Genomic DNA, 19,727 nt, shown 5'->3' on the forward strand with positions numbered 1-19,727 from the left:
AAAACGATCAGTGGATGCGTTCCAGGATGCTGACGTAGTTGGCGACGGCAGCGCCGCCCATGTTGAACACGCCGGCGTATCTGGCGTTGGCGATCTGCATGTCGCCGGCGTCATGCGCGGCCTGCATCGCCGCCATCACGTGCATCGACACGCCGGTGGCGCCGACCGGGTGGCCCTTGGACTTCAAACCGCCCGAAGGGTTGACCGGCAGCTTGCCGTCCTTGGCGGTAATGCCTTCGGCGATCACGCGCGCGCCCTGGCCGTGCGGCGCCAGGCCCATCGCTTCGTATTCCAGCAGTTCGGCCACGGTGAAGCAGTCGTGGGTTTCCACCAGCGACAGGTCGTACAGGTTCAGCTTGGCCGCGCCCAGCGCCTGCTTCCAGGCCAGTTCGGCCGCTTCGAAGCGGGTGGCGTCGCGCCGCGACAGCGGCAGGTAGTCGTTCACATGGACGGCGGCGCGGAACTGCACCGCGCGCGGCATCGACTTGGCGGCATCGGCCGCGCTGATGACCATGGCGGCGGCGCCGTCGGAGACCAGCGAGCAGTCGGTGCGCTTGAGCGGTCCGGCGACGTAGGGGTTCTTGTCGGACACATTGCGGCAGAAGTCGAAGCCGAAATCGCGGCGCATGTGCGCGTACGGGTTGGACATGCCGTTCTTGTGGTTCTTGGCGGCGATCATCGCCAGCGCGTCAGACTGGTCGCCGAAGCGGTCGAAGTAGCTCTGCGCGATCTTGCCGAACACGCCGGCGAAACCGCCGGGGATGCCGGCTTCTTCCTTGGCGTAGCAGGCCTTGAGCAGCACTTCGCCGACCTGCGGCGTGGCCAGCTCGGTCATCTTTTCGAAGCCGATCACCAGCACGTGCTTCGATTCGCCCGCCTTGATCGATTGCATGCCCGAATGGATCGCCGCCGAGCCGGTGGCGCAGGCGTTCTCGACGCGTACGGCCGGCTTGAAGCGCAGCTGCGGCAGGGTGTTGACCACCAGCGAGGACGGGAAGTCCTGGTACAGGAAGCCGGCATTGAAGGTGCCGACGTGGATGGAGTCGATGTCTTCCGGCTGCAGGCCGGCGTGTTCGATGGCGGCCTTGGCGACCTGCCCGATCAGTACTTCGGGATCGATGCCGTCGAGCTTGCCGAATTGGGAATGATGCCAGCCGGTAATGCAGGGTGCGGATGCAGAAGCAGTCATGTTGTGTCCTTGTAAGACTTGGTCGATGGAACGCATCTCTTGTCGGTAAAGCGATACGCGCTCCGGTTCACGCAAGGGCAATATGCAAAATCGGTGCCACTCTCGCCAAGCGCCTGCGGCGTGCGTTTTCAGCGCGCGTACAGACGCCTCGCGTGGTCCTCGCGGCCCGGCGACGGCGTCGTTGCATCGGTGCGGCAGATGTCGGCGCGGCGCCCGGCCGGCGTATTGCCCGTCTCCTGCGAGGCCGGCGCAAAGCCGCGCCGGTTCTCGCGTTTTCATGGTTTTACTTGTTGTATTGCAGTACTTCGGGATGGTCTTCGGCCGCTGGAATTTCGCCGCCGACTCTCTCAAGATAGCACGACTTTACGTTAACGTAAGTCATTGCGGTGCAGCATGAAAAGCCGCGCTGCGCCCGGCTGTACAACTGTCGTCGCATGCGACAGCGATGCGACACTTGTGCGACAGGTGTCGCATCAATTTCCATCAAATAAATTGTTGCAGCGGGCGCCTGCGCCCTTGTACAGGCCGGCCCTTATCGCAGAGAATACAGGCGCAATGCCGATGACAGGGCGGAGACGCCCGCATCGCCGGCTTCGATCCGGCGGCTTGGCATCCAAATTGCTCTGTCGTTGCATAGGCAGTGTTGACGTTACGGGGAAGACCCCTGAAGTTCAGCAATTTTCATATAACTACAAACAGGAGATAAACAGATGGGAAACCCCACTGGTAAGATCACGCGTCGCTCTTTTCTGAAGACCGCATCGGTGGCCTCGGCCGCCGCCGCCACCGGCCTGTATGGGACTTCCGCGCACGCCGCCGAATTCACCTTCAAGTACGCCAACAACCTGCCGGTGTCGCACCCGATGAACACCCGCGCCAAGGAGATGGCCGCCAAGATCGCCGCCGACTCCAAGGGCCGCATCGAGCTGCAGCTGTATCCGAACAACCAGCTGGGCACCGACACCGACATGCTGTCGCAGGTGCGCGCCGGCGCGATCGACTTCTTCACGCTGTCGCCGCTGATCCTGGGCACCCTGGTGCCGGCCGCGCAGATCTCCGGCATCGGTTTCGCCTTCAAGGACTACGATCAGGTCTGGGCCGCCATGGACGGCGAGCTGGGCGTGCACGTGCGCAAGCAGATCGAAGCCAAGTCGACCCTGTTCGCCTTTGAAAAGATCTGGGACAACGGCTACCGCCAGATCACCAACAGCACCAGGCCGATCAAGACCGCCGACGACCTGAAGGGCATGAAGCTGCGCGTGCCGCCGAGCCCGCTGTGGACCTCGATGTTCCGCGCGGTGGAATCGGCGCCGACCTCGATCAACTTCGCCGAAGTCTATTCCGCGCTGCAGACCAAGATCGTCGAAGGCCAGGAAAACCCGCTGGCGATCATCTCCACGGCCAAGCTGTACGAAGTGCAGAAGTACTGCTCCATCACCAACCACATGTGGGACGGCTTCTGGTTCCTGGGCAACAAGAAGTCCTTCGAGAAGCTGCCCAAGGACCTGCAGGACGTGATGACCCGCGCCATCAACGAAGCCGGCATGAACCAGCGTGGCGACGTGCGCAAGCTCAACGACTCGCTGGTCGGCGAGATGAAGGGCAAGGGCCTGGCCTTCAACGACATCGATGCTGATTCCTTCCGCGCCAAGCTGCGCAGCGCCGGCTTCTATGCCGAGTGGAAGAAGAAGTTCGGCGACGAGCCGTGGGCGTTGCTGGAAAAGTACACCGGCAAGCTGGCCTAATAGTCGTCCAGGAGGTTGATGATGGAAGCTGCAATGACTTACCGCGAACCGGTAAATATGAACCCGGCCGCGCGCGCGCTGGTGGCGTTGAACCGCATGGTGATGCATGTGGTCGGCGCCGTGGCCGCTGCGCTGGTCGTGGCGGAGACGGTGGTGCTGTTGACCGGCGTCATTTACCGCTATGCGCTGCACGACCCGCTGGTGTGGTCCGATGAACTGGCTTCGATCCTGTTCATCTGGCTGTCCATGCTGGGCGCGGTGCTGGCGCTGGACCGCGGCGAGCACATGCGGCTGACCGCCATCATCAACAAGTGCTCCGAAAAGGGCCGCGTCTGGCTGGAAACGGTCGCGGCCCTGGTGGTGTGCATCTTCGTGCTGATGGTGATCCACCCCGCGGTGGATCACTCGGTGGAGCAGATGGCCATCACCACTCCCGCATTGGAAATCCCTGACGGATTGCGCGCCGCGGCCCTGCCGGTGGGCGCGATCCTGATGCTGCTGGCGGCGGTCTCGCGCATGGCCGCGATGACCTCCATGCGCCTGCTGCTCTCGGCGCTGGCCGTGGTGGTGGTGATCGGCGGCGGCCTGTGGCTGGCCAAGCCGGCGCTGCTGGCCATGGGCAACTACAACCTGATCGTGTTCTTCGTGCTGCTGATCGGCGTGTGCGTGGCCGGCGGCATTCCCATCGCCTTCGCCTTCGGCACGGCGACCATGGCCTACCTGGCGCTGGCCACCAGCGCGCCGCTGATGATCGTGGTCAGCCGCATGGACGAGGGCATGTCCAGCCTGATCCTGCTGTCGGTGCCGCTGTTCGTGCTGCTGGGCTCGCTGCTGGAGATGTCGGGCCTGGCCAAGACCCTGATCGATTTCATGGCCTCGCTGCTGGGCCACGTGCGCGGCGGCCTGCAGTACGTGCTGCTGGGCGCGATGTTCCTGGTGTCGGGCATCTCCGGCTCCAAGGCGGCCGACATGGCGGCGATCGCGCCGGCGCTGTTCCCCGAGATGAAAAAGCGCGGCTCCAAGCCGGAAGAGCTGGTGGCGCTGCTGTCGTCCTCGGGCGCGATGACCGAAACCATTCCGCCCAGCCTGGTGCTCATCACCATCGGCGCGGTCTGCAGCGTGTCGATCACGGCGCTGTTCATCGGCGGCCTGATGCCGGCGGCCATCGCCACCATCGCCATCGCCGTCGTCTGCTGGATGCGCGCCCGCCGCGAACCGATGCCGGACGTCAAGCGCGCGCCGATGTCGCTGATCATGAAGACCATGATCGCCGCCATCCCCGCGCTGGCGCTGCCGATGCTGATCCGCGTGGCGGTCATCGAAGGCGTGGCCACCGCCACCGAAGTGGCGACCATCGGCGTGGCCTACACCATCGTGGTCGGCCTGATCATGCACCTGTTCATGAAGCACCTGGACTTCAAGCGCTTGTATCCGATGCTGATCGAGGCCGCCGCGCTGTCGGGCGCGATCCTGCTGATCATCGGCATGGCCACCTCGATGGCCTGGGCGCTGACGCAGTCGGGCTTCTCGGCCAAGCTGGTGTCGCTGATGCAAGGCGTGCCGGGCGGCGGCACAGGCTTTTTGCTGATCACCATCGTCATCTTCATCGTGCTGGGCAGCCTGCTGGAAGGCATCCCCGCGATCGTGCTGTTCGGCCCGCTGCTGTTCCCGGTGGCGCGCTCACTCGGCGTGCACGACGTGCACTACGCCATGGTGGTGATCCTGGCGATGGGCATCGGCCTGTTCGCACCGCCCTTCGGCGTCGGCTTCTACGCCGCCTGCGCGATCGGCAAGGTGTCCCCGGACGGCGTGTTCAACCGCGTGTGGGGCTACCTCGCCGCACTGGTGGTGGCGCTGCTGGTGGTGGCCTTCGTGCCCTGGATTTCGATCGGCTTCCTCTGACCCCATCATCCAAGTCACCCGAGGCAGATCATCGACCACTGACAAGGTAACGACTTAAAACGGCGGCCCCATCCTCCCCCCTTCACGGGGCCGCCATCATCCACGGAGACAACATGAATCAAAGCGATAGCGGCGCCCGCGTGGCGTTCGTGACGGGCGGAGCCATGGGCATCGGCGCCAGCATCTGCGAACAGCTGGCCGGCAAGGGCTACACCGTCCTGGTGGCAGACATTAATCTCGAGGCCGCCACCAAGACCGCCGACGCGCTGGCGGCCAAGGGCCACAAGGCAGCGCCGGTGCAGATCGACCTCGGCAACCCGGAGTCCATCGCCCAGGCCTTCGCCGCGGTGGAGAAGGACTACGGTCGCTGCGACGTGCTGGTCAACAACGCCGGCATCGCCAAGACCTATTCCTTCCTCGATTTCCCCATCGACAACTGGCTGCAGACCATGAACATCAACGTCACCGGCGTGCTGGTGGCGGGCCAGTGCGCCGCGCGCATGATGGTGAAGAACAAGTGGGGCCGCATCGTCAACATCTCGTCGATCTCGGGCATTCGCGCCGGCGCCGGCCGCACCGCCTACGGCACCTCCAAGTCGGCGGTGATCGGCCTGACGCGCCAGATGGCCATCGAGCTGGCGCAGCACGGCATCACCGTCAACAGCGTCGCGCCGGGCCCGGTCGACACCCCCATGACCCAGGCCATCCACTCGGAAGAAACGCGCCAGAGCTACTACCGGCTGGTGCCGATGCGCCGCTACGGCAGCACCGACGAGATCGCCGCCGCAGTGACCTTCCTGGCCTCGGACGACGCATCCTACATCACCGGCCACGTGATCCCGGTCGACGGTGGCTTCGTCGCCGGCGGCGTGCTGGAAATCTGAATTCGACAATCGACAGGAGACAGGCAATGCAGAAACTGATGGAAGGCAAGGTCATCATCGTCACCGGCGCCGGTTCGGTGGGCGAGGGCTGGGGCAACGGCAAGGCCGCGGCGGCGCTGTATGCGCGCGAAGGCGGCAAGATCCTGGCGGTGGACCGCAGCATCGACGCCGCCAGGCAGACCCAGGAAATCATCCGCAGCGAGGGCGGCGTGTGCGAGGTGATCGCCGGCGACGTGTCCAAGACCGCCGATGTGAAAGCGATTGCCGATGCGGCGATGGATCACTTCGGCCGCGTCGACGTGCTGCACAACAACGTCGGCATCGCCGAGACCGGCGGCCCGGTCGAGACCACCGAGGAGAGCTGGAACCGCCTGGTGGCGGTCAACCAGACCAGCCTGTTCCTGACGCACAAGTACGTGCTGCCCATCATGGAAAAGCAGAAGAAGGGCGCCATCGTGAACATTTCCTCGCTGGCGGCCTTGCGCTGGATCGGCTTCCCTTACCTGGGCTACACCACCACCAAGGCGGCGATCCTGGCCTTCACCAAGAACGTGGCGATGCAGTATGCGCCGCTGGGGATTCGCGCCAATTGCATCCTGCCGGGACTGATGGATACGCCGATGATCCGCGAGCCGCTGAAGGCTTCTTACGGCGGGGATATCGAGGAGATGCGGGCCAAGCGGCATGCGCAGTGTCCGATGGGGTTCATGGGGGATGCGTGGGATGTGGCGCATGCTTCCTTGTTCCTGGCTTCGGATAATGCGCGGTATATCACGGGGTTGGATCTGATTGTTGATGGTGGGTTGTCGTTGAAGGTTGCTTGATTTTTTTTGGGGCGGGAGCGGGGATCCGGCGTCGTTGCAGTTTGTTGCGCTTCTTTGAGCGTCGTTCGGGGTGAGTAGCTGCTTATGCGGCGTATCGAAGTCGGCGTGCATACGGTTGTTTGACGCTCGGGTAGTCTGGTATTGCTGCCTGCAGATGTACCGGCTCTATGCTTTTCTTTCTCCGGTCGAAGCGGAGCGCCGGGGGCGGCCCGGCAGCCGCTCACTTTTCTTGCTCCGCCAAGAAAAGTAAGCAAAAGAAGGCGGCGGCTACCGCCCAGCCCCTTCGGGGTACCCGCTGAACCGCACGAAAAAATGGGAAAGGAGGCAAGTCGCTGCGCTCCGGCCTCCTTTCTGATCCATTTTTCCGCACGGTTCAGCGGCTGGGCAGAAGCGGACTTCCGATTCGGCTCGCCTGCGGCTTTGCCTTGTTTTTTTCGTGCTCGCCTTCGGCCTCGCGTGCTTGCCACTCGCCTGCGGCATCGATTTCGTGGCTCGCTATCCTGCTTTCTCCGTCATCCCGGCGAAGGCCGGGATCCAGCGTCGTTCGTCGTGATCCGCGCAAGGGGGCAAGCCAATCCTCATCGTTCCAGTGGCCCGGTCCGTCATCTCATCGACGCCAGCCCGCAGTCGCCGGCAAGAAAACGAAGCCCATCTCAATTTCCCACCGGCCGCACCTTCCGCCAGACCTCCACCGCCGTATCCGCAAAGGTCCTGATGCAGGGATTGGAGTTTTCCTTGTTCCAGATCACCGCCACTTCCACCACCGGCGCATTGATCAGCGGCTTGAACACCGTCGTCTCCAGGTGCATGGCCTGCATGGAGGTCGGCACCAGCGCCACGCCCAGGCCTTCGCCGACCAGGTTGACGATGGTCTGCTGCAGGTTGGCTTCCAGCACGATGCGCGGGCGAAAGCCGTTGGACTGGCAGTGGTTGACGATGATGTCGAACACCACCGGCGCGATGCTGCGCGGGATGCTGACGAAAGAGTCGTCGGCCAGCTCGGCCACCGAGATCGCCGGCTTGGCGGCCAGCCGGTGGTCGCGCGGCAGCACCGCTAGCAGCGGCTCGGCGTAGATGGTGTGGCTGTCCAGGCGGCTGCAGTCTTCGGGGCGGTACATGATGCCCACGTCCACCTTTTCATCTTCGATGTCGGTGGCCAGCAGGTTGGGGACGTGCTCGGTCAGGCGCATGTCGACCTCGGGATAGGCGGCCGAGTAATGGCGGGTGACCGAGGGCAGGATGTTGTAGGCGGTGGACATCATGAAGCCGACCTTCAGCGCGCCGCTCTTGCCGGTGCTGGACGACGATACGTTGCGTTTCGCCCGCTCCAGTGCCTTGAAAATTTCTGTGGTGTCGCGATAAAAATATTTGCCGGCCGGGGTCAGCTGGATGGCCCGTTTGCTGCGGTCGAACAATTGCGCGCCGAGTTCCTTCTCGAGCGCTGCAATCTGCCGTGTGAGCGGGGGTTGTGAGATATGCAACAGCGCCGCGGCACGTCCGAAATGGAGCGTTTCTGCTACGGTGCGGAAATAGCTGAGGTGTCTCAGTTCGATCATTTGATACCTTCAAGGTATTGATTCTGTCTGTACATTGTATTGGAAGTCATCAAATAGTCTCGTTATTCTTCGACGCAGAGGTGGCAAACTTGCGACCGCCTCAAAGGTGGAAGCCGCCAAAAGCGCGCCCGCCGCGAATAAGAAGAAAAGCAGTTCACGACAGGAGACAATCATGCCGACACAAACGGTAGACCTACCTTTGGCAGAAAGCGTCAGAACAGCCGGTTCGAATTCTTCCCGCAATGCGCCGCGCTACCGCGCCATCGAACAGTTGGCCGTTGGCGACGAAGTCATGCGCGACCTGGTCGAGCGCGGCAAGCGCCTGATCGACCGCGGCATTCCCATTCTTATTCTTGGCGAAACCGGCACCGGCAAGGAATACCTGTCGCGCGCCCTGCACGAATACAGCGAGCGCCGTCGCGCCGCCTGGGTGGCGGTGAACTGCGCCTCGATTCCCGAGAGCCTGGCCGAGAGCGAACTGTTCGGCTACTGCAAGGGCGCCTTCTCCGGCGCGCTGCCCGGCGGCATGAAAGGCAAGGTGCAGCAGGCCGACGGCGGCACGCTGTTCCTGGACGAGATCGGCGACATGCCGTTCGCGCTGCAGACGCGCCTGTTGCGCGTGCTCTCCGAGCGCGAGGTGATTCCGCTGGGCGCGATGCGTCCGGTGCCGGTGGACGTGCAGCTGATCTGCGCCACCCATCAGGACTTGAAGACGCTGATCGCCGACGGCCGCTTCCGCGAAGACCTCTACTACCGCATCGCCGGCGGCGTGCTGCGCCTGCCCGCGCTGCGCGACCGCGCCGACCGCCGCCGCGTGATCATGGACATGATCGCCGCCGAGCTGGCGGTGGACGAAGCCGACGAGCGCATGATCGCGCCGGCCGCGCTGCAGCGCATGCTGGCCTATCCGTGGCCGGGCAACCTGCGCCAGATGCATGCGGTGATCCGCTACAGCTGTGCGGTCATGGACGGCGGGCGCATCGAAGTGCGCGACCTGCCCGAAGAACTGATGCAATTCCAGGCGGCGAACCTGGGCCATACCGGCCACGCCGCCAATGTCCGCCCCATCGTGCCACAAGCCGATGCGGCGGCCGCTCTCGCCCATCCTGCCCGCCAATCAGGCGAAGCGCTCCGGGATGAGCGCACGCGCGTTATCGATGCGCTGATCGGCAGTCGCTGGAACATCTCCGCCGCCTCGCGGCAACTGGGGATGTGCCGCGCCTCGCTGTATCGCAAGCTGCGCCAGCTGGATATTCCACACGTGCGCGACCAGGCGATGCCGGCCTATGCCGTCGCCTGAGCCGGCAGGGCGCCCAGCGGCGCGACGACGGCTCCACACACGCTAGAAGGCGGCGCGCCGTTGCCACGGCAACGGCGCGTTTGCCATGACAACCAACACCGCCGGGCGGGGAGCCCGGTACATCGATTCTCTTAGGAAGACCATGAAAGTTTTTTACGACAAAGACGCAGACCTGTCCCTGATCAAGAACAAGAACGTGACCATCATCGGTTACGGTTCGCAAGGTCACGCGCACGCGCTGAACCTGAAGGATTCGGGCTGCAAGGTGACCGTTGGCCTGCGTAAGGGCGGCGCATCGTGGAGCAAGGCCGAGAAGGCCGGGCTGAAGGTTGCCGAAGTCAACGACGCGGTCCGGGGCGCCGACGTCATCATGATCCTGCTGCCGGATGAAAACATCGGCCAGGTGTATGCCGAGAACGTGGCGCCGTACGCCAAGCAGGGCGCCACCGTGGCGTTCGCGCACGGCTTCAACATCCACTATGGCCAGGTGGTGCCGCGCGCCGACCTGGACGTGATCATGATCGCCCCGAAGGCGCCTGGCCACACCGTGCGTTCGACCTACAGCCAGGGCGGCGGCGTGCCGCACCTGATCGCCGTGTACCAGGACAAGTCCGGCAGCGCCCGTGACGTGGCCCTGTCGTACGCCACCGCCAACGGCGGCGGCCGCGCCGGCATCATCGAAACCAACTTCCGCGAAGAAACCGAAACCGACCTGTTCGGCGAGCAGGCCGTGCTGTGCGGCGGTACCGTCGAACTGATCAAGGCCGGTTTCGAAACCCTGGTGGAAGCCGGCTACGCGCCGGAAATGGCCTACTTCGAGTGCCTGCACGAACTGAAGCTGATCGTCGACCTGATCTACGAAGGCGGCATCGCCAACATGAACTACTCGATCTCGAACAACGCCGAATACGGCGAGTACGTGACCGGCCCGCGCATCATCAACGAAGAGAGCAAGGCGGTGATGAAGAAGGTGCTGACCGACATCCAGACCGGCGAATACGCCAAGAGCTTCATCCTGGAAAACAAGGCCGGCGCGCCGACCCTTCTGTCGCGTCGTCGCATCAACGCCGAGCACCAGATCGAAGTCGTGGGTGAGAAGCTGCGCGCCATGATGCCGTGGATCAAGGCAAACAAGCTGGTGGACCAGACCAAGAACTAACACCAGCTCGAATCCAAGAACTAAGATTGTTCTTTGTTCTTTGTTCTTTGTTCTTTGTTCTTGTTGCATTGCTGGTACGGAAAAGGACGCTTCGGCGTCCTTTTTCTTTTGGCGTATGCAGTGCCCGGAAAAACAAGCCGGCAACGCGCCGCCATGCTGCAAGAACGACCCTCCCGACGCCACATGAAAACACCTCACGCAACACCCGCCCGTTTGTCATCAACTTGACACATTGCCGTACTAATCTGCTCCGGCTCAAGGGGAAACAAGCGCGCGCCGGGCTCGCCGGCGCAATGTTCAAGCGGGTGGGGATTGCGTAAGCCTAGATCTTTGGAGCCTAAAAGGCTGCTGACCGAGTTTCTCGCGGGCCGCGGGATGTCGGTCGGCCTGGCATTGCTGTCGGCCTGCGTGCTGGTGATGCTGTGGTACCTGACCATCACCCGCGTGGAAAACGAGAAGGACCTGGCCATCGCCGGCTCCATCGCCGACAGCAAGAACGTCGCCGCCATCGTCTCGGCCAACCTCGATGAAGTGCTCGGCAAGACGCTGCTGTATTCGCGCATCGGCGAAGCCATGCTCAACGGCGAGCACCAGACCGCGCCTTATCTCAACCCGCTGTTCAACGGCGACTCCGCCTACCTGCGCGTGGCCATGTTCGACGCCGCCGGCCGCCTGGTCTATTCGTCGGCGCGGCAGAGGGAAGAACCCGAACTGAGCAAGCTGATCAACGCCGGTTTCATGAGCTCGCTGACCTCGGCGCGCAACCAGAACCAGATGATCATCAACCCGCCCAACAACCGCGACGGCTACAGCTGGCGCGTGCCCTTGCTGATCCCGCTGCAGAACGACAAGGGCGAACTCCGGGGATTCTTCGCCGCCATCCTCGACCTCGGCTACTTCCTCAAGACCTACCAGGAAGTCAGCGTGGCCGGCGCCAGCCGTATCGAGATCATCAACGCCGCCGGCCTGCAGCTGGCCGAGCTGTCGGGCGGCATCCTCTCCGGCGGCTCCAACTACGCCGGCCAGGACTACGCGCTGTTCCTGCTGGCCGGCAAGGGCGACGGCCTGATTCACGCGCTGCGCCCCGGCGACGAGGTGCAGCATGTGGGCGTGCAGCGGCGCCTGCTGCACTATCCGTTGGCGGTGGTGGTCAGTCGCGATCCGCAGCAGCTGCTGGGCAAGCTGTGGCCGGCGCACCGCCAGTACTACGTGCAGGCCATCGCCATTTCGATCGCCATCGTGCTGCTGACCGCTGGCCTGATCAACCTGGCGCATCGCCGCCGCTTCCTCTACGAGAAGCTGCTGTATTCCGAGCGCGAGAAGAGCGGGCTGATCAACCAGCTGGAGCAGGAAAAGTCGCGCGCCTACCAATTGGCCTCGCACGACTACCTGACCGGCATCCCCAACCGCATGCTGTTCTACGAACTGGCTTCGACCGAGCTCTCGCGCGCCAAGCGCAGCCGCAACCTGTATGCGCTGTTCTTCCTCGACCTCGACAAGTTCAAGCTGATCAACGATACCCAGGGGCACGCCGTGGGCGATGCGCTGCTGCAGGAAGTGGCGCGCCGCTTGCGCGCCGCGCTGCGCGAGTACGACCTGGTGGCGCGCCTGGGCGGCGACGAGTTCGTGGTGATGGTGTCCGAGATCCGCAATGAAGAAAGTGTGGCCGAGATCGCCGACAAGCTGGTCGAGAGCATCCGCGCGCCGTATCCCGACCTGCTGGGCAGCTACGTGGAGACCGCGCCCAGCATCGGTATCGCGCTGTATCCGCGCGACGGCCAGACCATCGAGGAACTGATGACCAACGCCGACTCGGCGATGTACACCGCCAAGACCTCCGGCACCGGCCTGTACCGCTTCTACGACGCGTCGCTCAACGCCATCGCGGTACGCGGCCTGGAGCTGCTGGGCCGCTTCCGCCAGGCGCTGAAGGAAAACGAATTCTGCCTGCACTACCAGCCCAAGGTGGAGCTGCAGCAATTCCGGGTGACCGGCATGGAAGCGCTGATCCGCTGGCAGCATCCCGAGCACGGCCTGATCTTTCCCGGCGAATTCATCGGCCTGGCGGAGGCGCATGATCTGGTGGTGCCGCTGGGCCACTGGATCATCGAGGCGGTCTGTCGCCAGCTGGCGCAGTGGCGGGCCCACGGCGCGCCGCTGCTGCCGGTGGCGATCAACGTTTCGGCCAAGCAGCTGCGCGACGAGAGCCTGATCGGCACCGTGCGCGAGTCGCTGCGGCGCCACCAGCTCACGCCCGACCTGCTGGAGATCGAAGTGACCGAGAGCTGCTTCATCGAAGACGTCGAGACCGCGCGCGCCACGCTGGAGAAGCTGCGCGCCGAAGGCCTGAAGATCTATCTGGACGACTACGGCACCGGCTATTCCGGCCTCAGCCACATCAAGACGCTGCCGGTCTATGCGCTCAAGATCGACCGCTCCTTCATCAGCGACATCAGGAACGACAACAGCGACGGCATGATCGTCGCCTCCACCGTCACGCTGGCGCGCAACCTGGGGCTGAAGGTGGTGGCCGAGGGCGTGGAGACCAAGGAGCAGCTGATGCACCTGAAGGTGATGGGGTGCGACCAGGTGCAGGGCTTCTACCTGCAGCGCCCGGTTCCCGCGGACCAGCTGGAGGCCATCTTGCAAAAGGGAAGGTACGAGATCGCATGAGGACTATTGCCGCGCTTGCCGCCCTCCTGGCCGCCGCGCTGGGCCTTGCCGCGCAGCCCGCCGCAGCGCAAAGCGCCGGTGCCTGCGAGCGCCCGGCGCGCCTGCGCTTTTCCTTCATTCCGCAAGGCAGCGACGAAGACCAGCAGAACGCCATGGACCCGCTGCTCGACGAGCTGCGCGAGCAGCTGAAGATTCCGGTCGAGATGGTGGTGCCGTCGTCGTACGGCGCGGTGATCGAAGGCTTGATCGCCGGCGCCGTCGACATCGCGCGGCTGGGGCCGGCATCCTATGTCTCCGCGCACAAGGGCGATCCGCAGGTCACGCCCTTCGCCTCGATGGAGCAGCAGGAGCCCAATTTCGCCCAGGGCGGCGCCTCGGCGGTCTACTACTCGCTATTGATCACGCGCCAGCAGGGGCCCTACGACAGCGTCGCCTCGCTGCGCGGCAAGGTGCTGGCGCTGGCCGACCCGGACAGCACCTCGGGGGCGCTGATCCCGCGCCATGTCTTCGCGCGCCAGAACGGATTCCAGCTGGCGAAGTACTTTTCTCGCATCGGTTATTCGGGCAACCATGAGCAGTCGGTGCTGGCGGTGATGAACCGCAATGCCGACGCCGCCTTCGTGGCCAGCACCAACCTTTCTCACATGATCAGCGAGGGCAAGCTGAAGAAACGCGATGTGCGCGTGCTGTGGCGCTCGGCGCCGATTCCTTTCGATCCCTTCGTCTACCGCGGCCAGCTGTGCGCCGACATCCGCAACAAGATCCGCGCGGTGTTCCTCAACAACAAGTCGCCGCAGGTCCAGGCCACGCTGCGCAGCCTGCACGCCACCCGCTTCGTGGCGGTGCGCGACGCCGATTACCGCATCATCCGCGACCTGCCTTGATCGGGCGCAGTCGGGCGGGCGCACAAGCGGCCCGGACTGCAGTAACATCTTCACTCCCGTTTTCTGCCCTGGAGTGCTCCATGCAACTGATAGGCATGCTCGATTCGCCCTTCGTGCGTCGCGTCGCGATTTCCCTGCAACTGCTGGACTTGCCGTTTGATCATCAATCGGTGTCGGTCTTTCGCACCTTCGACCAGTTCCGCGGCATCAACCCGGTAGTCAAGGCGCCCACGCTGGTCTGCGACGACGGCGAGGTGCTGATGGATTCCAGCCTGATCCTGGAATACGCCGAAGCCCTGTCGGCGGCGGTCTCGGGACGCAGCCTGGTGCCGTCCGACATTCCCGGCCTGCAGCGTTCGCTGCGCCTGACCGGGCTGGCGCTGGCGGCCTGCGAGAAGAGCGTGCAGATCATCTATGAACACGAGCTGCGTCCGGCCGAGAAGCTGCACCAGCCGTGGCTCGCGCGCGTATCGGGCCAGCTGCTGGCAGCCTACGACGCGCTGGAAGCCGCGTTCGAGAAGCAGCCGCCGGTCGTCACCAGCGCCGGCATCGACCAGGCCGCGCTGTCGGCGGCGGTGGCCTGGCGCTTCACGCAGCAGATGGTGCCCGACGCCGTGCCGGCGGCGCGCTATCCGGCGCTGCAGGCCCTGTCGGCGGCCGCCGAGTGCCTGCCTGAATTCGCCGCCGCTCCGCACGGCGACGGTGTCTATCGTCGTGCGGACTGAGGCCGGAGCCGGTTTGCCCTGGGTGTTCGTCTATGGCACGCTCAAGCGCGGCCAGTCCAATGTGCAGGTGATGGCGGGCGCGCGCTTCGCGGCGCCGGCCCTGAGCGTGCAGCCGTGGAGGCTGGTGGCCTTGCGCCATTACCCGGCGCTGGTGCGCGAGGCCGGGCCGGCGCGCATCGCCGGCGAGCTGTGGGAGGTGCCCGAAGCGATGATGGCGATGCTGGATCGCTTCGAGGAAGTGCCCGCGCTCTACACGCGGCACGAGATCGAGGTGGAGTGTCTGGCGGCCGACGAGGCGGGGAGCCTTGCCGCCGGTGCGCGCCTGCCGGCGCACACCTATTTCATGCCCGCCGCGCAGGCCGCGGCCGGGCGCGAGCTCCTGACGGGCGCCTGGCCCGCCTGAGCTCTGGTCGGGCGGTGGTGGCCGATTTATTCGGCCAGCAGCGCCTCGATGTCGGAAATCATTTCCTCCGGCCGCGTCTGCGGCGCGTAGCGCTTGAAGACGCTGCCGTCGCGGCGCACCAGGAACTTGGTGAAATTCCATTTGATCGCCTTGCTGCCCAAGAGGCCCGGCGCTTCCTTTTTCAGGAACCTGAACAGCGGGTCGGCGCCGTCGCCGTTGACGTCGATCTTGGCGAACAGCGGGAAGCTCACGCCGTAGTTCTTTTCGCAGAACGCGCCGATTTCCTCGGCGTTACCCGGCTCCTGCGAACCGAACTGGTTGCAGGGGAAGGCCATTACCTCCAGGCCGCGCGTCTTGAACTGGCGATGGATGTGCTCCAGCCCGTTGTATTGCGGCGTGAAGCCGCATTTGCTGGCGGTATTGGCGATCAGCATCACCTTGCCGCGCAGCTGTTCCATCGGGAATTCGCTGTCGTCGGCCAGCTTGGGCTTGAAATCGTAAACGGTGGTCATGGCGTTCGCCCCTGAATTTTTCCTGGCGCCATTCTAAACCCGGGCGTGCGCCGGTGCCATGCCCGGCGTACGCATTTACATGGGGAAGAAGTCGGGCGAGCGCGCATGGGCGCGCGCGGTCTCCAGCGTGATGCGTTCGGCATGCACCAGCTCGCCCAGGCAGCCCTCCAGCGTCTGCATGCCCAGGCCGGTGGCGGTCTGGATGGCCGAGTAGAGCTGCGCCGTCTTGCCCTCGCGGATCAGGTTGCGGATGGCCGGCGTGCACAGCATGACCTCGTGCGCGGCCACGCGGCTGTGGCCGTCGGGCGCGGGCAGCAGCGTCTGCGAGATCACCGCCTGCAGCGATTCGGCCAGCATGGCGCGCGCGCCGTCCTTTTCGCCGGGCGCAAAGACGTCGACGATGCGGTCCACCGTCTTGGCCGCGGACGCCGTGTGCAGCGTGCCGAACACCAGATGGCCGGTCTCGGCCGCGGTCAGCGCCAGGCGGATGGTCTCGGCGTCGCGCAGTTCGCCCACCAGCAGCACGTCGGGATCTTCGCGCAGCGCGCCGCGCAGGGCGTCGGCGAAGGAGCGCGTGTGCGCGCCCAGTTCACGCTGGCTGACCAGCGAGCGGCGCGGCTCGTGGATGAATTCGATCGGGTCTTCGACGGTGATGATATGCGCCGCGCGATGTTCGTTGATGTGCCCGACCATCGCCGCCAGCGTGGTGCTCTTGCCTGAACCGGTGGCGCCGGTCACCAGCACCAGGCCGCGCGGGCGCAAGGCCAGTTCGGCGCAGACCGCGGGCGCGCCGATCGCCGTCAGCGCCGGGATCTGCTGCGGGATGTGGCGTATGGCCGCGGCCGCGCCGCGTTGCTGGCGATAGGCGTTGACGCGAAAGCGCCCCAGGCCCGGACGGTGGAAGGAGAAGTCGCACTCCATGCGCTCGGCATAGGCGGCGCGCTGCGCCTCGGTCATCACCGACTGCAGCATGCTCTGCAGTTGCTCGTCGGAAAGCGCGGTCAGGTTGATGCGCCGGATGTCGCCATGCACGCGCAGCATGGGTGGAAGTCCGGCTGACAAGTGCAGGTCCGAGGCCTGGTTTCGCACGGCAAATGCCAGTAGTCCGGCAATGTCCATTTATAATCCTTGCAAGGAAAGCACTAAGAATTCTTTTATATTCCCCGCGTCGAGCCCCTCCGGCCCCGGATTATGTCGTCAATCGCCAAAAACTTGCAACACGTGCAACACCAGATCGCCGCCTCTGCCGAACGCGCACGGCGCGCGCCGTCGTCGATACAATTGCTGGCCGTGTCCAAGACCTTCGGCGAAGATGCGGTGCGCGAGGCGGTGCAGGCGGGCCAGTTCGCCTTCGGCGAAAACTATTTGCAGGAAGCGCTGGAAAAGATCGAGGCGCTGAAGTCGCCGGCCCCGGCCGCGCGGCTGGAGTGGCATTTCATCGGCCCGATCCAGAGCAACAAGACGCGGCCCATCGCCGAGCAGTTCGACTGGGTGCATTCGGTGGACCGCGAAAAGATCGCGCGCCGGCTGTCCGAGCAGCGTCCTGCGGAACTGGGTCCGCTCAATGTCTGTCTGCAAGTGAACATCAGCGGCGAGGCCAGCAAGAGCGGCCTGACCCCGCAGGAATTGCCCGAGGTCGCCGCGCAGGTGGCGCAGCTGCCCCACATCCGGCTGCGCGGCCTGATGGCGATCCCGGAGCCGACCGAGGACGCCGCGCGCCAGCACCAGGCCTTCGCCGCCGTGCGCGCGCTGTACGAGTCGCTGCGCGCCGGCGGCCTGGCGCTGGACACGCTGTCCATGGGCATGTCGGCCGACCTGGAAGCGGCGGTCGCCGAGGGCGCGACCATCGTGCGCATCGGCAGCGCCATCTTCGGGGCGCGCAACTATACGTAGCACACTACGTGGAAGCAGGCGGCGGGCGCGGCGCGAAGCGGATGCGCCGGCCGCCTTTTACTGGAACAGAGCTTGAACAGAGCGTGAGAGCGACACAAGGAGCGGAAGTGAAGATAGCGTTTATCGGCGGCGGCAACATGGCCACGGCCTTGATCGGCGGACTGGTCGGCAAGGTGGCCGAGCCGGGCAACATCCACGTGGTCGACGTCAATGCCGACGCGCTGCAGTCGCTCAAGGACAAGTTCGGCGTCACCACCGCCGCCGCCATCGACGGCACGGTGGCTTCCTGCGACGTCGTGGTGCTGGCGGTCAAGCCGCAGCAGCTGCGCGATGTGGTGGCGATCCTCAAGCCTTTCATCGGCGCCCAGCTGGTGCTGACGATCGCCGCCGGCATCCGCATCGCCGACATCTCGCGCTGGCTGGACGGCCACCAGGCCGTCGTGCGCGCCATGCCCAATACGCCGGCGCTGATCGGCCGCGGCATCAGCGGCGTGGCCGCCAATCAGGAAGTCACCACGCTGCAGCGCGCCCAGGCCGATTCGATCCTGAAGGCCGTCGGCGAGACCTTGTGGGTGTCGGCCGAAGACCAGCTGGACGCGGTCACCGCGATCTCCGGCAGCGGCCCGGCCTACGTGTTCTATTTCCTCGAGGCGATGGAGAAGGCGGCCGCCGAACTGGGCCTGTCGCCGGCCGATGGCATGCAGCTGGCCAAGGCCACCTTCGAAGGCGCCACCGAGCTGGCGCGCCGTTCCGAGGAGCCGGTGGGCACGTTGCGCGAGCGCGTGACCTCCAAGGGCGGCACCACCTACGCCGCGCTGGTCAGCATGGAGCAGTCCGGCGTCAAGGATGCCATCGTCACGGCCTTGAAGGCCGCCGCCGCCCGCAGCAAGGAACTGGGCGACGAGTTCGGCAAGGCCTGATGAAACGAAGTCTACGCATCAACGCGGCCCTGCCGCCGGCCGCGCTGGTTGTTGCGCTGCTGCTGGCGGGCTGCGCCTCCACCGCCGACAGCGACGGCTACTACACCGTCAGGCGCGGCGACACGCTCTACAGCATCGGCCGCGACTTCGACCAGAGCCCGACCAATCTGTCGGTGTGGAACAAGCTGCGCAATCCCAACGACCTGGAAGTCGGCCAGCGCATCCTGGTGCGCCCGCCGGTGGGCGTGGTGGCGCGCACCGGCGCCGGCCAGAGCCGTCCTGCCGCGGCGTCGGCGCCGGCGCGCAAGGCCGCGCCCGCCAAGCCTGCCGCCAGGCCCGCGGGCAAGTCCGGCGATGACGACGACGCGCCCAGCGCCGCCGATACCCGGCTGGACTGGATGTGGCCCACCGCCGGCAAGTCTGCGCCCAGCGGCGACAGCTACAAGAAGGGCATCGACATCATCGGCAACGACGGCCAGCCCGTGGTGGCCGCCGCCGCCGGCAAGGTCACCTATGCCGGCCACGGCATCCGCGGCTACGGCAACATGGTGATCATCAAGCACACGCCGACGCTGCTGTCGGTCTACGCCCACAACAAGAGCATCGCGGTCAAGGAAGGGCAGACCGTCACGCGCGGCCAGCAGATCGCCGCCATGGGCAACAGCGACACCAGCAAGGTGAAGCTGTATTTCGAAATCCGCCGCAACGGCAAGCCGGTCAATGTGATGGCGCTGTTGCCGCCGCGCTGAACACGGGAAACACAATGGCCAAACTGGAAGATATCGTCAGAAAACAGAAGACGGGCGCGACCTTCGTCATCAGCGCCCAGATGCTGCAGCTGAGCCCGCGCGAGTTCGACGCGCTGGCGCAGGTATGGGACGACGACGGCGGCCCCGGCTTCAACGTCAGCGGGGTGCCGTTCCGGGTCGTGGTGGAGGGGGAGTTCCTGATCAGCCGGGTGACGGTGGTGAGGACTACGGCGGAGGTTTGAGGCGTTGCTCTTCGGGAGACTCTTGGGTTGTCCGGGCTTGTGATGTCAGCCGACGTTGTCGACCTCGCGGGGGCGGGGGATCATGGGCGTTCAATCGCCAACGGAGCGCGACAAACGACACTGGGTCCTGACTTTCGTCAGGACGACACGTAGAAGAAAGTTTGAAC

General features: G+C 65.0%; 18 protein-coding genes. 14 read left to right on the top strand and 4 right to left on the bottom strand.

Going from position 1 to position 19,727, the window contains the following annotated elements; translation table 11 throughout:
- Positions 1–7: 7 nt before the first annotated feature.
- Complete coding sequence (locus CEJ42_RS18330) at positions 8–1,189, bottom strand: acetyl-CoA acetyltransferase (protein WP_088752178.1); 1,182 nt, start codon at positions 1,187–1,189, stop codon at positions 8–10.
- 710 nt (positions 1,190–1,899) lie between these two features.
- On the opposite strand from CEJ42_RS18330, the gene CEJ42_RS18335 reads away from it, so the two are divergent.
- The 4 genes from CEJ42_RS18335 (at position 1,900) to CEJ42_RS18350 (ending at position 6,544) form a co-directional block, all read left to right on the top strand.
- On the top strand, positions 1,900–2,934 hold the full coding sequence (locus CEJ42_RS18335; protein WP_079218321.1) for a TRAP transporter substrate-binding protein: 1,035 nt from the start codon (positions 1,900–1,902) through the stop codon (positions 2,932–2,934).
- 18 nt (positions 2,935–2,952) lie between these two features.
- A complete protein-coding gene (locus tag CEJ42_RS18340) occupies positions 2,953–4,836 on the top strand; it encodes a TRAP transporter large permease (protein ID WP_079218322.1) in 1,884 nt (627 codons plus the stop codon).
- Positions 4,837–4,949: 113 nt separating this feature from the next.
- Positions 4,950–5,720 (top strand): SDR family NAD(P)-dependent oxidoreductase, encoded by a 771-nt coding sequence (locus CEJ42_RS18345; protein WP_088752062.1) that lies wholly within the window; start codon positions 4,950–4,952, stop codon positions 5,718–5,720.
- A 26-nt stretch (positions 5,721–5,746) separates the two neighbouring features.
- Positions 5,747–6,544: an SDR family NAD(P)-dependent oxidoreductase gene (locus CEJ42_RS18350; protein ID WP_088752063.1), complete on the top strand. Its 798-nt coding sequence runs from the start codon at positions 5,747–5,749 to the stop codon at positions 6,542–6,544.
- A 653-nt stretch (positions 6,545–7,197) separates the two neighbouring features.
- On the opposite strand, the gene CEJ42_RS18355 is transcribed toward CEJ42_RS18350, so the two are convergent.
- Positions 7,198–8,100, bottom strand: coding sequence for a LysR family transcriptional regulator (locus CEJ42_RS18355; protein ID WP_088752064.1), 903 nt, complete (start codon positions 8,098–8,100; stop codon positions 7,198–7,200).
- A 172-nt stretch (positions 8,101–8,272) separates the two neighbouring features.
- Between CEJ42_RS18355 and CEJ42_RS18360 the strand changes: the two genes are divergently transcribed.
- The 6 genes from CEJ42_RS18360 to CEJ42_RS25075 all read left to right on the top strand — a co-directional run bounded on the left by CEJ42_RS18360 (position 8,273) and on the right by CEJ42_RS25075 (position 15,244).
- Entirely contained in the window at positions 8,273–9,400 is a 1,128-nt protein-coding gene (locus CEJ42_RS18360; RefSeq protein WP_088752065.1) for a sigma-54-dependent Fis family transcriptional regulator, read from the top strand.
- An 85-nt stretch (positions 9,401–9,485) separates the two neighbouring features.
- The gene (gene ilvC / locus CEJ42_RS18365) at positions 9,486–10,559 is read left to right on the top strand and encodes a ketol-acid reductoisomerase (protein ID WP_338064263.1); all 1,074 of its coding nucleotides are present in this window, start codon (positions 9,486–9,488) and stop codon (positions 10,557–10,559) included.
- A 375-nt stretch (positions 10,560–10,934) separates the two neighbouring features.
- A complete protein-coding gene (locus CEJ42_RS18370) occupies positions 10,935–13,232 on the top strand; it encodes a bifunctional diguanylate cyclase/phosphodiesterase (RefSeq protein WP_420840783.1) in 2,298 nt (765 codons plus the stop codon).
- On the top strand, positions 13,229–14,116 hold the full coding sequence (locus CEJ42_RS18375) for a phosphate/phosphite/phosphonate ABC transporter substrate-binding protein (RefSeq protein ID WP_088752067.1): 888 nt from the start codon (positions 13,229–13,231) through the stop codon (positions 14,114–14,116). Before CEJ42_RS18370 ends, CEJ42_RS18375 begins: the two co-directional genes overlap by 4 nt.
- An 80-nt stretch (positions 14,117–14,196) precedes the next feature.
- Entirely contained in the window at positions 14,197–14,841 is a 645-nt protein-coding gene (locus CEJ42_RS18380; RefSeq protein WP_088752068.1) for a glutathione S-transferase, read from the top strand.
- A gap of 22 nt (positions 14,842–14,863) precedes the next feature.
- Positions 14,864–15,244: a gamma-glutamylcyclotransferase family protein gene (locus CEJ42_RS25075; protein ID WP_243397903.1), complete on the top strand. Its 381-nt coding sequence runs from the start codon at positions 14,864–14,866 to the stop codon at positions 15,242–15,244.
- Positions 15,245–15,270: 26 nt separating this feature from the next.
- Here CEJ42_RS25075 and CEJ42_RS18390 read toward each other — a convergent pair whose 3' ends face one another.
- Together CEJ42_RS18390 and CEJ42_RS18395 are read right to left on the bottom strand one after the other, a co-directional pair.
- On the bottom strand, positions 15,271–15,756 hold the full coding sequence (locus CEJ42_RS18390) for a glutathione peroxidase (RefSeq protein WP_079218329.1): 486 nt from the start codon (positions 15,754–15,756) through the stop codon (positions 15,271–15,273).
- 75 nt (positions 15,757–15,831) lie between these two features.
- The gene (locus CEJ42_RS18395; protein WP_079218330.1) at positions 15,832–16,875 is read right to left on the bottom strand and encodes a type IV pilus twitching motility protein PilT; all 1,044 of its coding nucleotides are present in this window, start codon (positions 16,873–16,875) and stop codon (positions 15,832–15,834) included.
- A gap of 72 nt (positions 16,876–16,947) precedes the next feature.
- Here CEJ42_RS18395 and CEJ42_RS18400 point away from each other — a divergent pair, with 72 nt between their 5' ends.
- The 4 genes from CEJ42_RS18400 (at position 16,948) to CEJ42_RS18415 (ending at position 19,560) form a co-directional block, all read left to right on the top strand.
- Positions 16,948–17,649: a YggS family pyridoxal phosphate-dependent enzyme gene (locus CEJ42_RS18400; RefSeq protein WP_088752069.1), complete on the top strand. Its 702-nt coding sequence runs from the start codon at positions 16,948–16,950 to the stop codon at positions 17,647–17,649.
- 107 nt (positions 17,650–17,756) lie between these two features.
- On the top strand, positions 17,757–18,569 hold the full coding sequence (gene proC / locus CEJ42_RS18405) for a pyrroline-5-carboxylate reductase (protein WP_079218332.1): 813 nt from the start codon (positions 17,757–17,759) through the stop codon (positions 18,567–18,569).
- Positions 18,569–19,318, top strand: coding sequence for a peptidoglycan DD-metalloendopeptidase family protein (locus CEJ42_RS18410; RefSeq protein WP_088752070.1), 750 nt, complete (start codon positions 18,569–18,571; stop codon positions 19,316–19,318). Before proC ends, CEJ42_RS18410 begins: the two co-directional genes overlap by 1 nt.
- Positions 19,319–19,332: 14 nt before the next feature.
- Positions 19,333–19,560: a hypothetical protein gene (locus CEJ42_RS18415; RefSeq protein WP_088752071.1), complete on the top strand. Its 228-nt coding sequence runs from the start codon at positions 19,333–19,335 to the stop codon at positions 19,558–19,560.
- Positions 19,561–19,727: the final 167 nt, after the last annotated feature.

The organism is Herbaspirillum robiniae, from assembly GCF_002213415.1.
GTDB lineage: Bacteria > Pseudomonadota > Gammaproteobacteria > Burkholderiales > Burkholderiaceae_D > Herbaspirillum > Herbaspirillum robiniae.

What these genes read in the sequence shown, in the direction of transcription:
- CEJ42_RS18330 (WP_088752178.1), bottom strand. Translation starts at nt 1,189, where the DNA reads ATGACTGCTTCTGCATCCGCACCCTGCATTACCGGCTGGCATCATTCC.
- CEJ42_RS18340 (WP_079218322.1), top strand. Translation starts at nt 2,953, where the DNA reads ATGATGGAAGCTGCAATGACTTACCGCGAACCGGTAAATATGAACCCG.
- CEJ42_RS18415 (WP_088752071.1), top strand. Translation starts at nt 19,333, where the DNA reads ATGGCCAAACTGGAAGATATCGTCAGAAAACAGAAGACGGGCGCGACC.
- CEJ42_RS18345 (WP_088752062.1), top strand. Translation starts at nt 4,950, where the DNA reads ATGAATCAAAGCGATAGCGGCGCCCGCGTGGCGTTCGTGACGGGCGGA.
- CEJ42_RS18355 (WP_088752064.1), bottom strand. Translation starts at nt 8,100, where the DNA reads ATGATCGAACTGAGACACCTCAGCTATTTCCGCACCGTAGCAGAAACG.
- CEJ42_RS18400 (WP_088752069.1), top strand. Translation starts at nt 16,948, where the DNA reads ATGTCGTCAATCGCCAAAAACTTGCAACACGTGCAACACCAGATCGCC.
- CEJ42_RS18370 (WP_420840783.1), top strand. Translation starts at nt 10,935, where the DNA reads ATGTCGGTCGGCCTGGCATTGCTGTCGGCCTGCGTGCTGGTGATGCTG.
- ilvC (WP_338064263.1), top strand. Translation starts at nt 9,486, where the DNA reads ATGACAACCAACACCGCCGGGCGGGGAGCCCGGTACATCGATTCTCTT.
- CEJ42_RS18360 (WP_088752065.1), top strand. Translation starts at nt 8,273, where the DNA reads ATGCCGACACAAACGGTAGACCTACCTTTGGCAGAAAGCGTCAGAACA.
- CEJ42_RS18380 (WP_088752068.1), top strand. Translation starts at nt 14,197, where the DNA reads ATGCAACTGATAGGCATGCTCGATTCGCCCTTCGTGCGTCGCGTCGCG.
- CEJ42_RS18375 (WP_088752067.1), top strand. Translation starts at nt 13,229, where the DNA reads ATGAGGACTATTGCCGCGCTTGCCGCCCTCCTGGCCGCCGCGCTGGGC.
- CEJ42_RS18410 (WP_088752070.1), top strand. Translation starts at nt 18,569, where the DNA reads ATGAAACGAAGTCTACGCATCAACGCGGCCCTGCCGCCGGCCGCGCTG.
- CEJ42_RS18335 (WP_079218321.1), top strand. Translation starts at nt 1,900, where the DNA reads ATGGGAAACCCCACTGGTAAGATCACGCGTCGCTCTTTTCTGAAGACC.
- CEJ42_RS18390 (WP_079218329.1), bottom strand. Translation starts at nt 15,756, where the DNA reads ATGACCACCGTTTACGATTTCAAGCCCAAGCTGGCCGACGACAGCGAA.
- CEJ42_RS18350 (WP_088752063.1), top strand. Translation starts at nt 5,747, where the DNA reads ATGCAGAAACTGATGGAAGGCAAGGTCATCATCGTCACCGGCGCCGGT.
- CEJ42_RS18395 (WP_079218330.1), bottom strand. Translation starts at nt 16,875, where the DNA reads ATGGACATTGCCGGACTACTGGCATTTGCCGTGCGAAACCAGGCCTCG.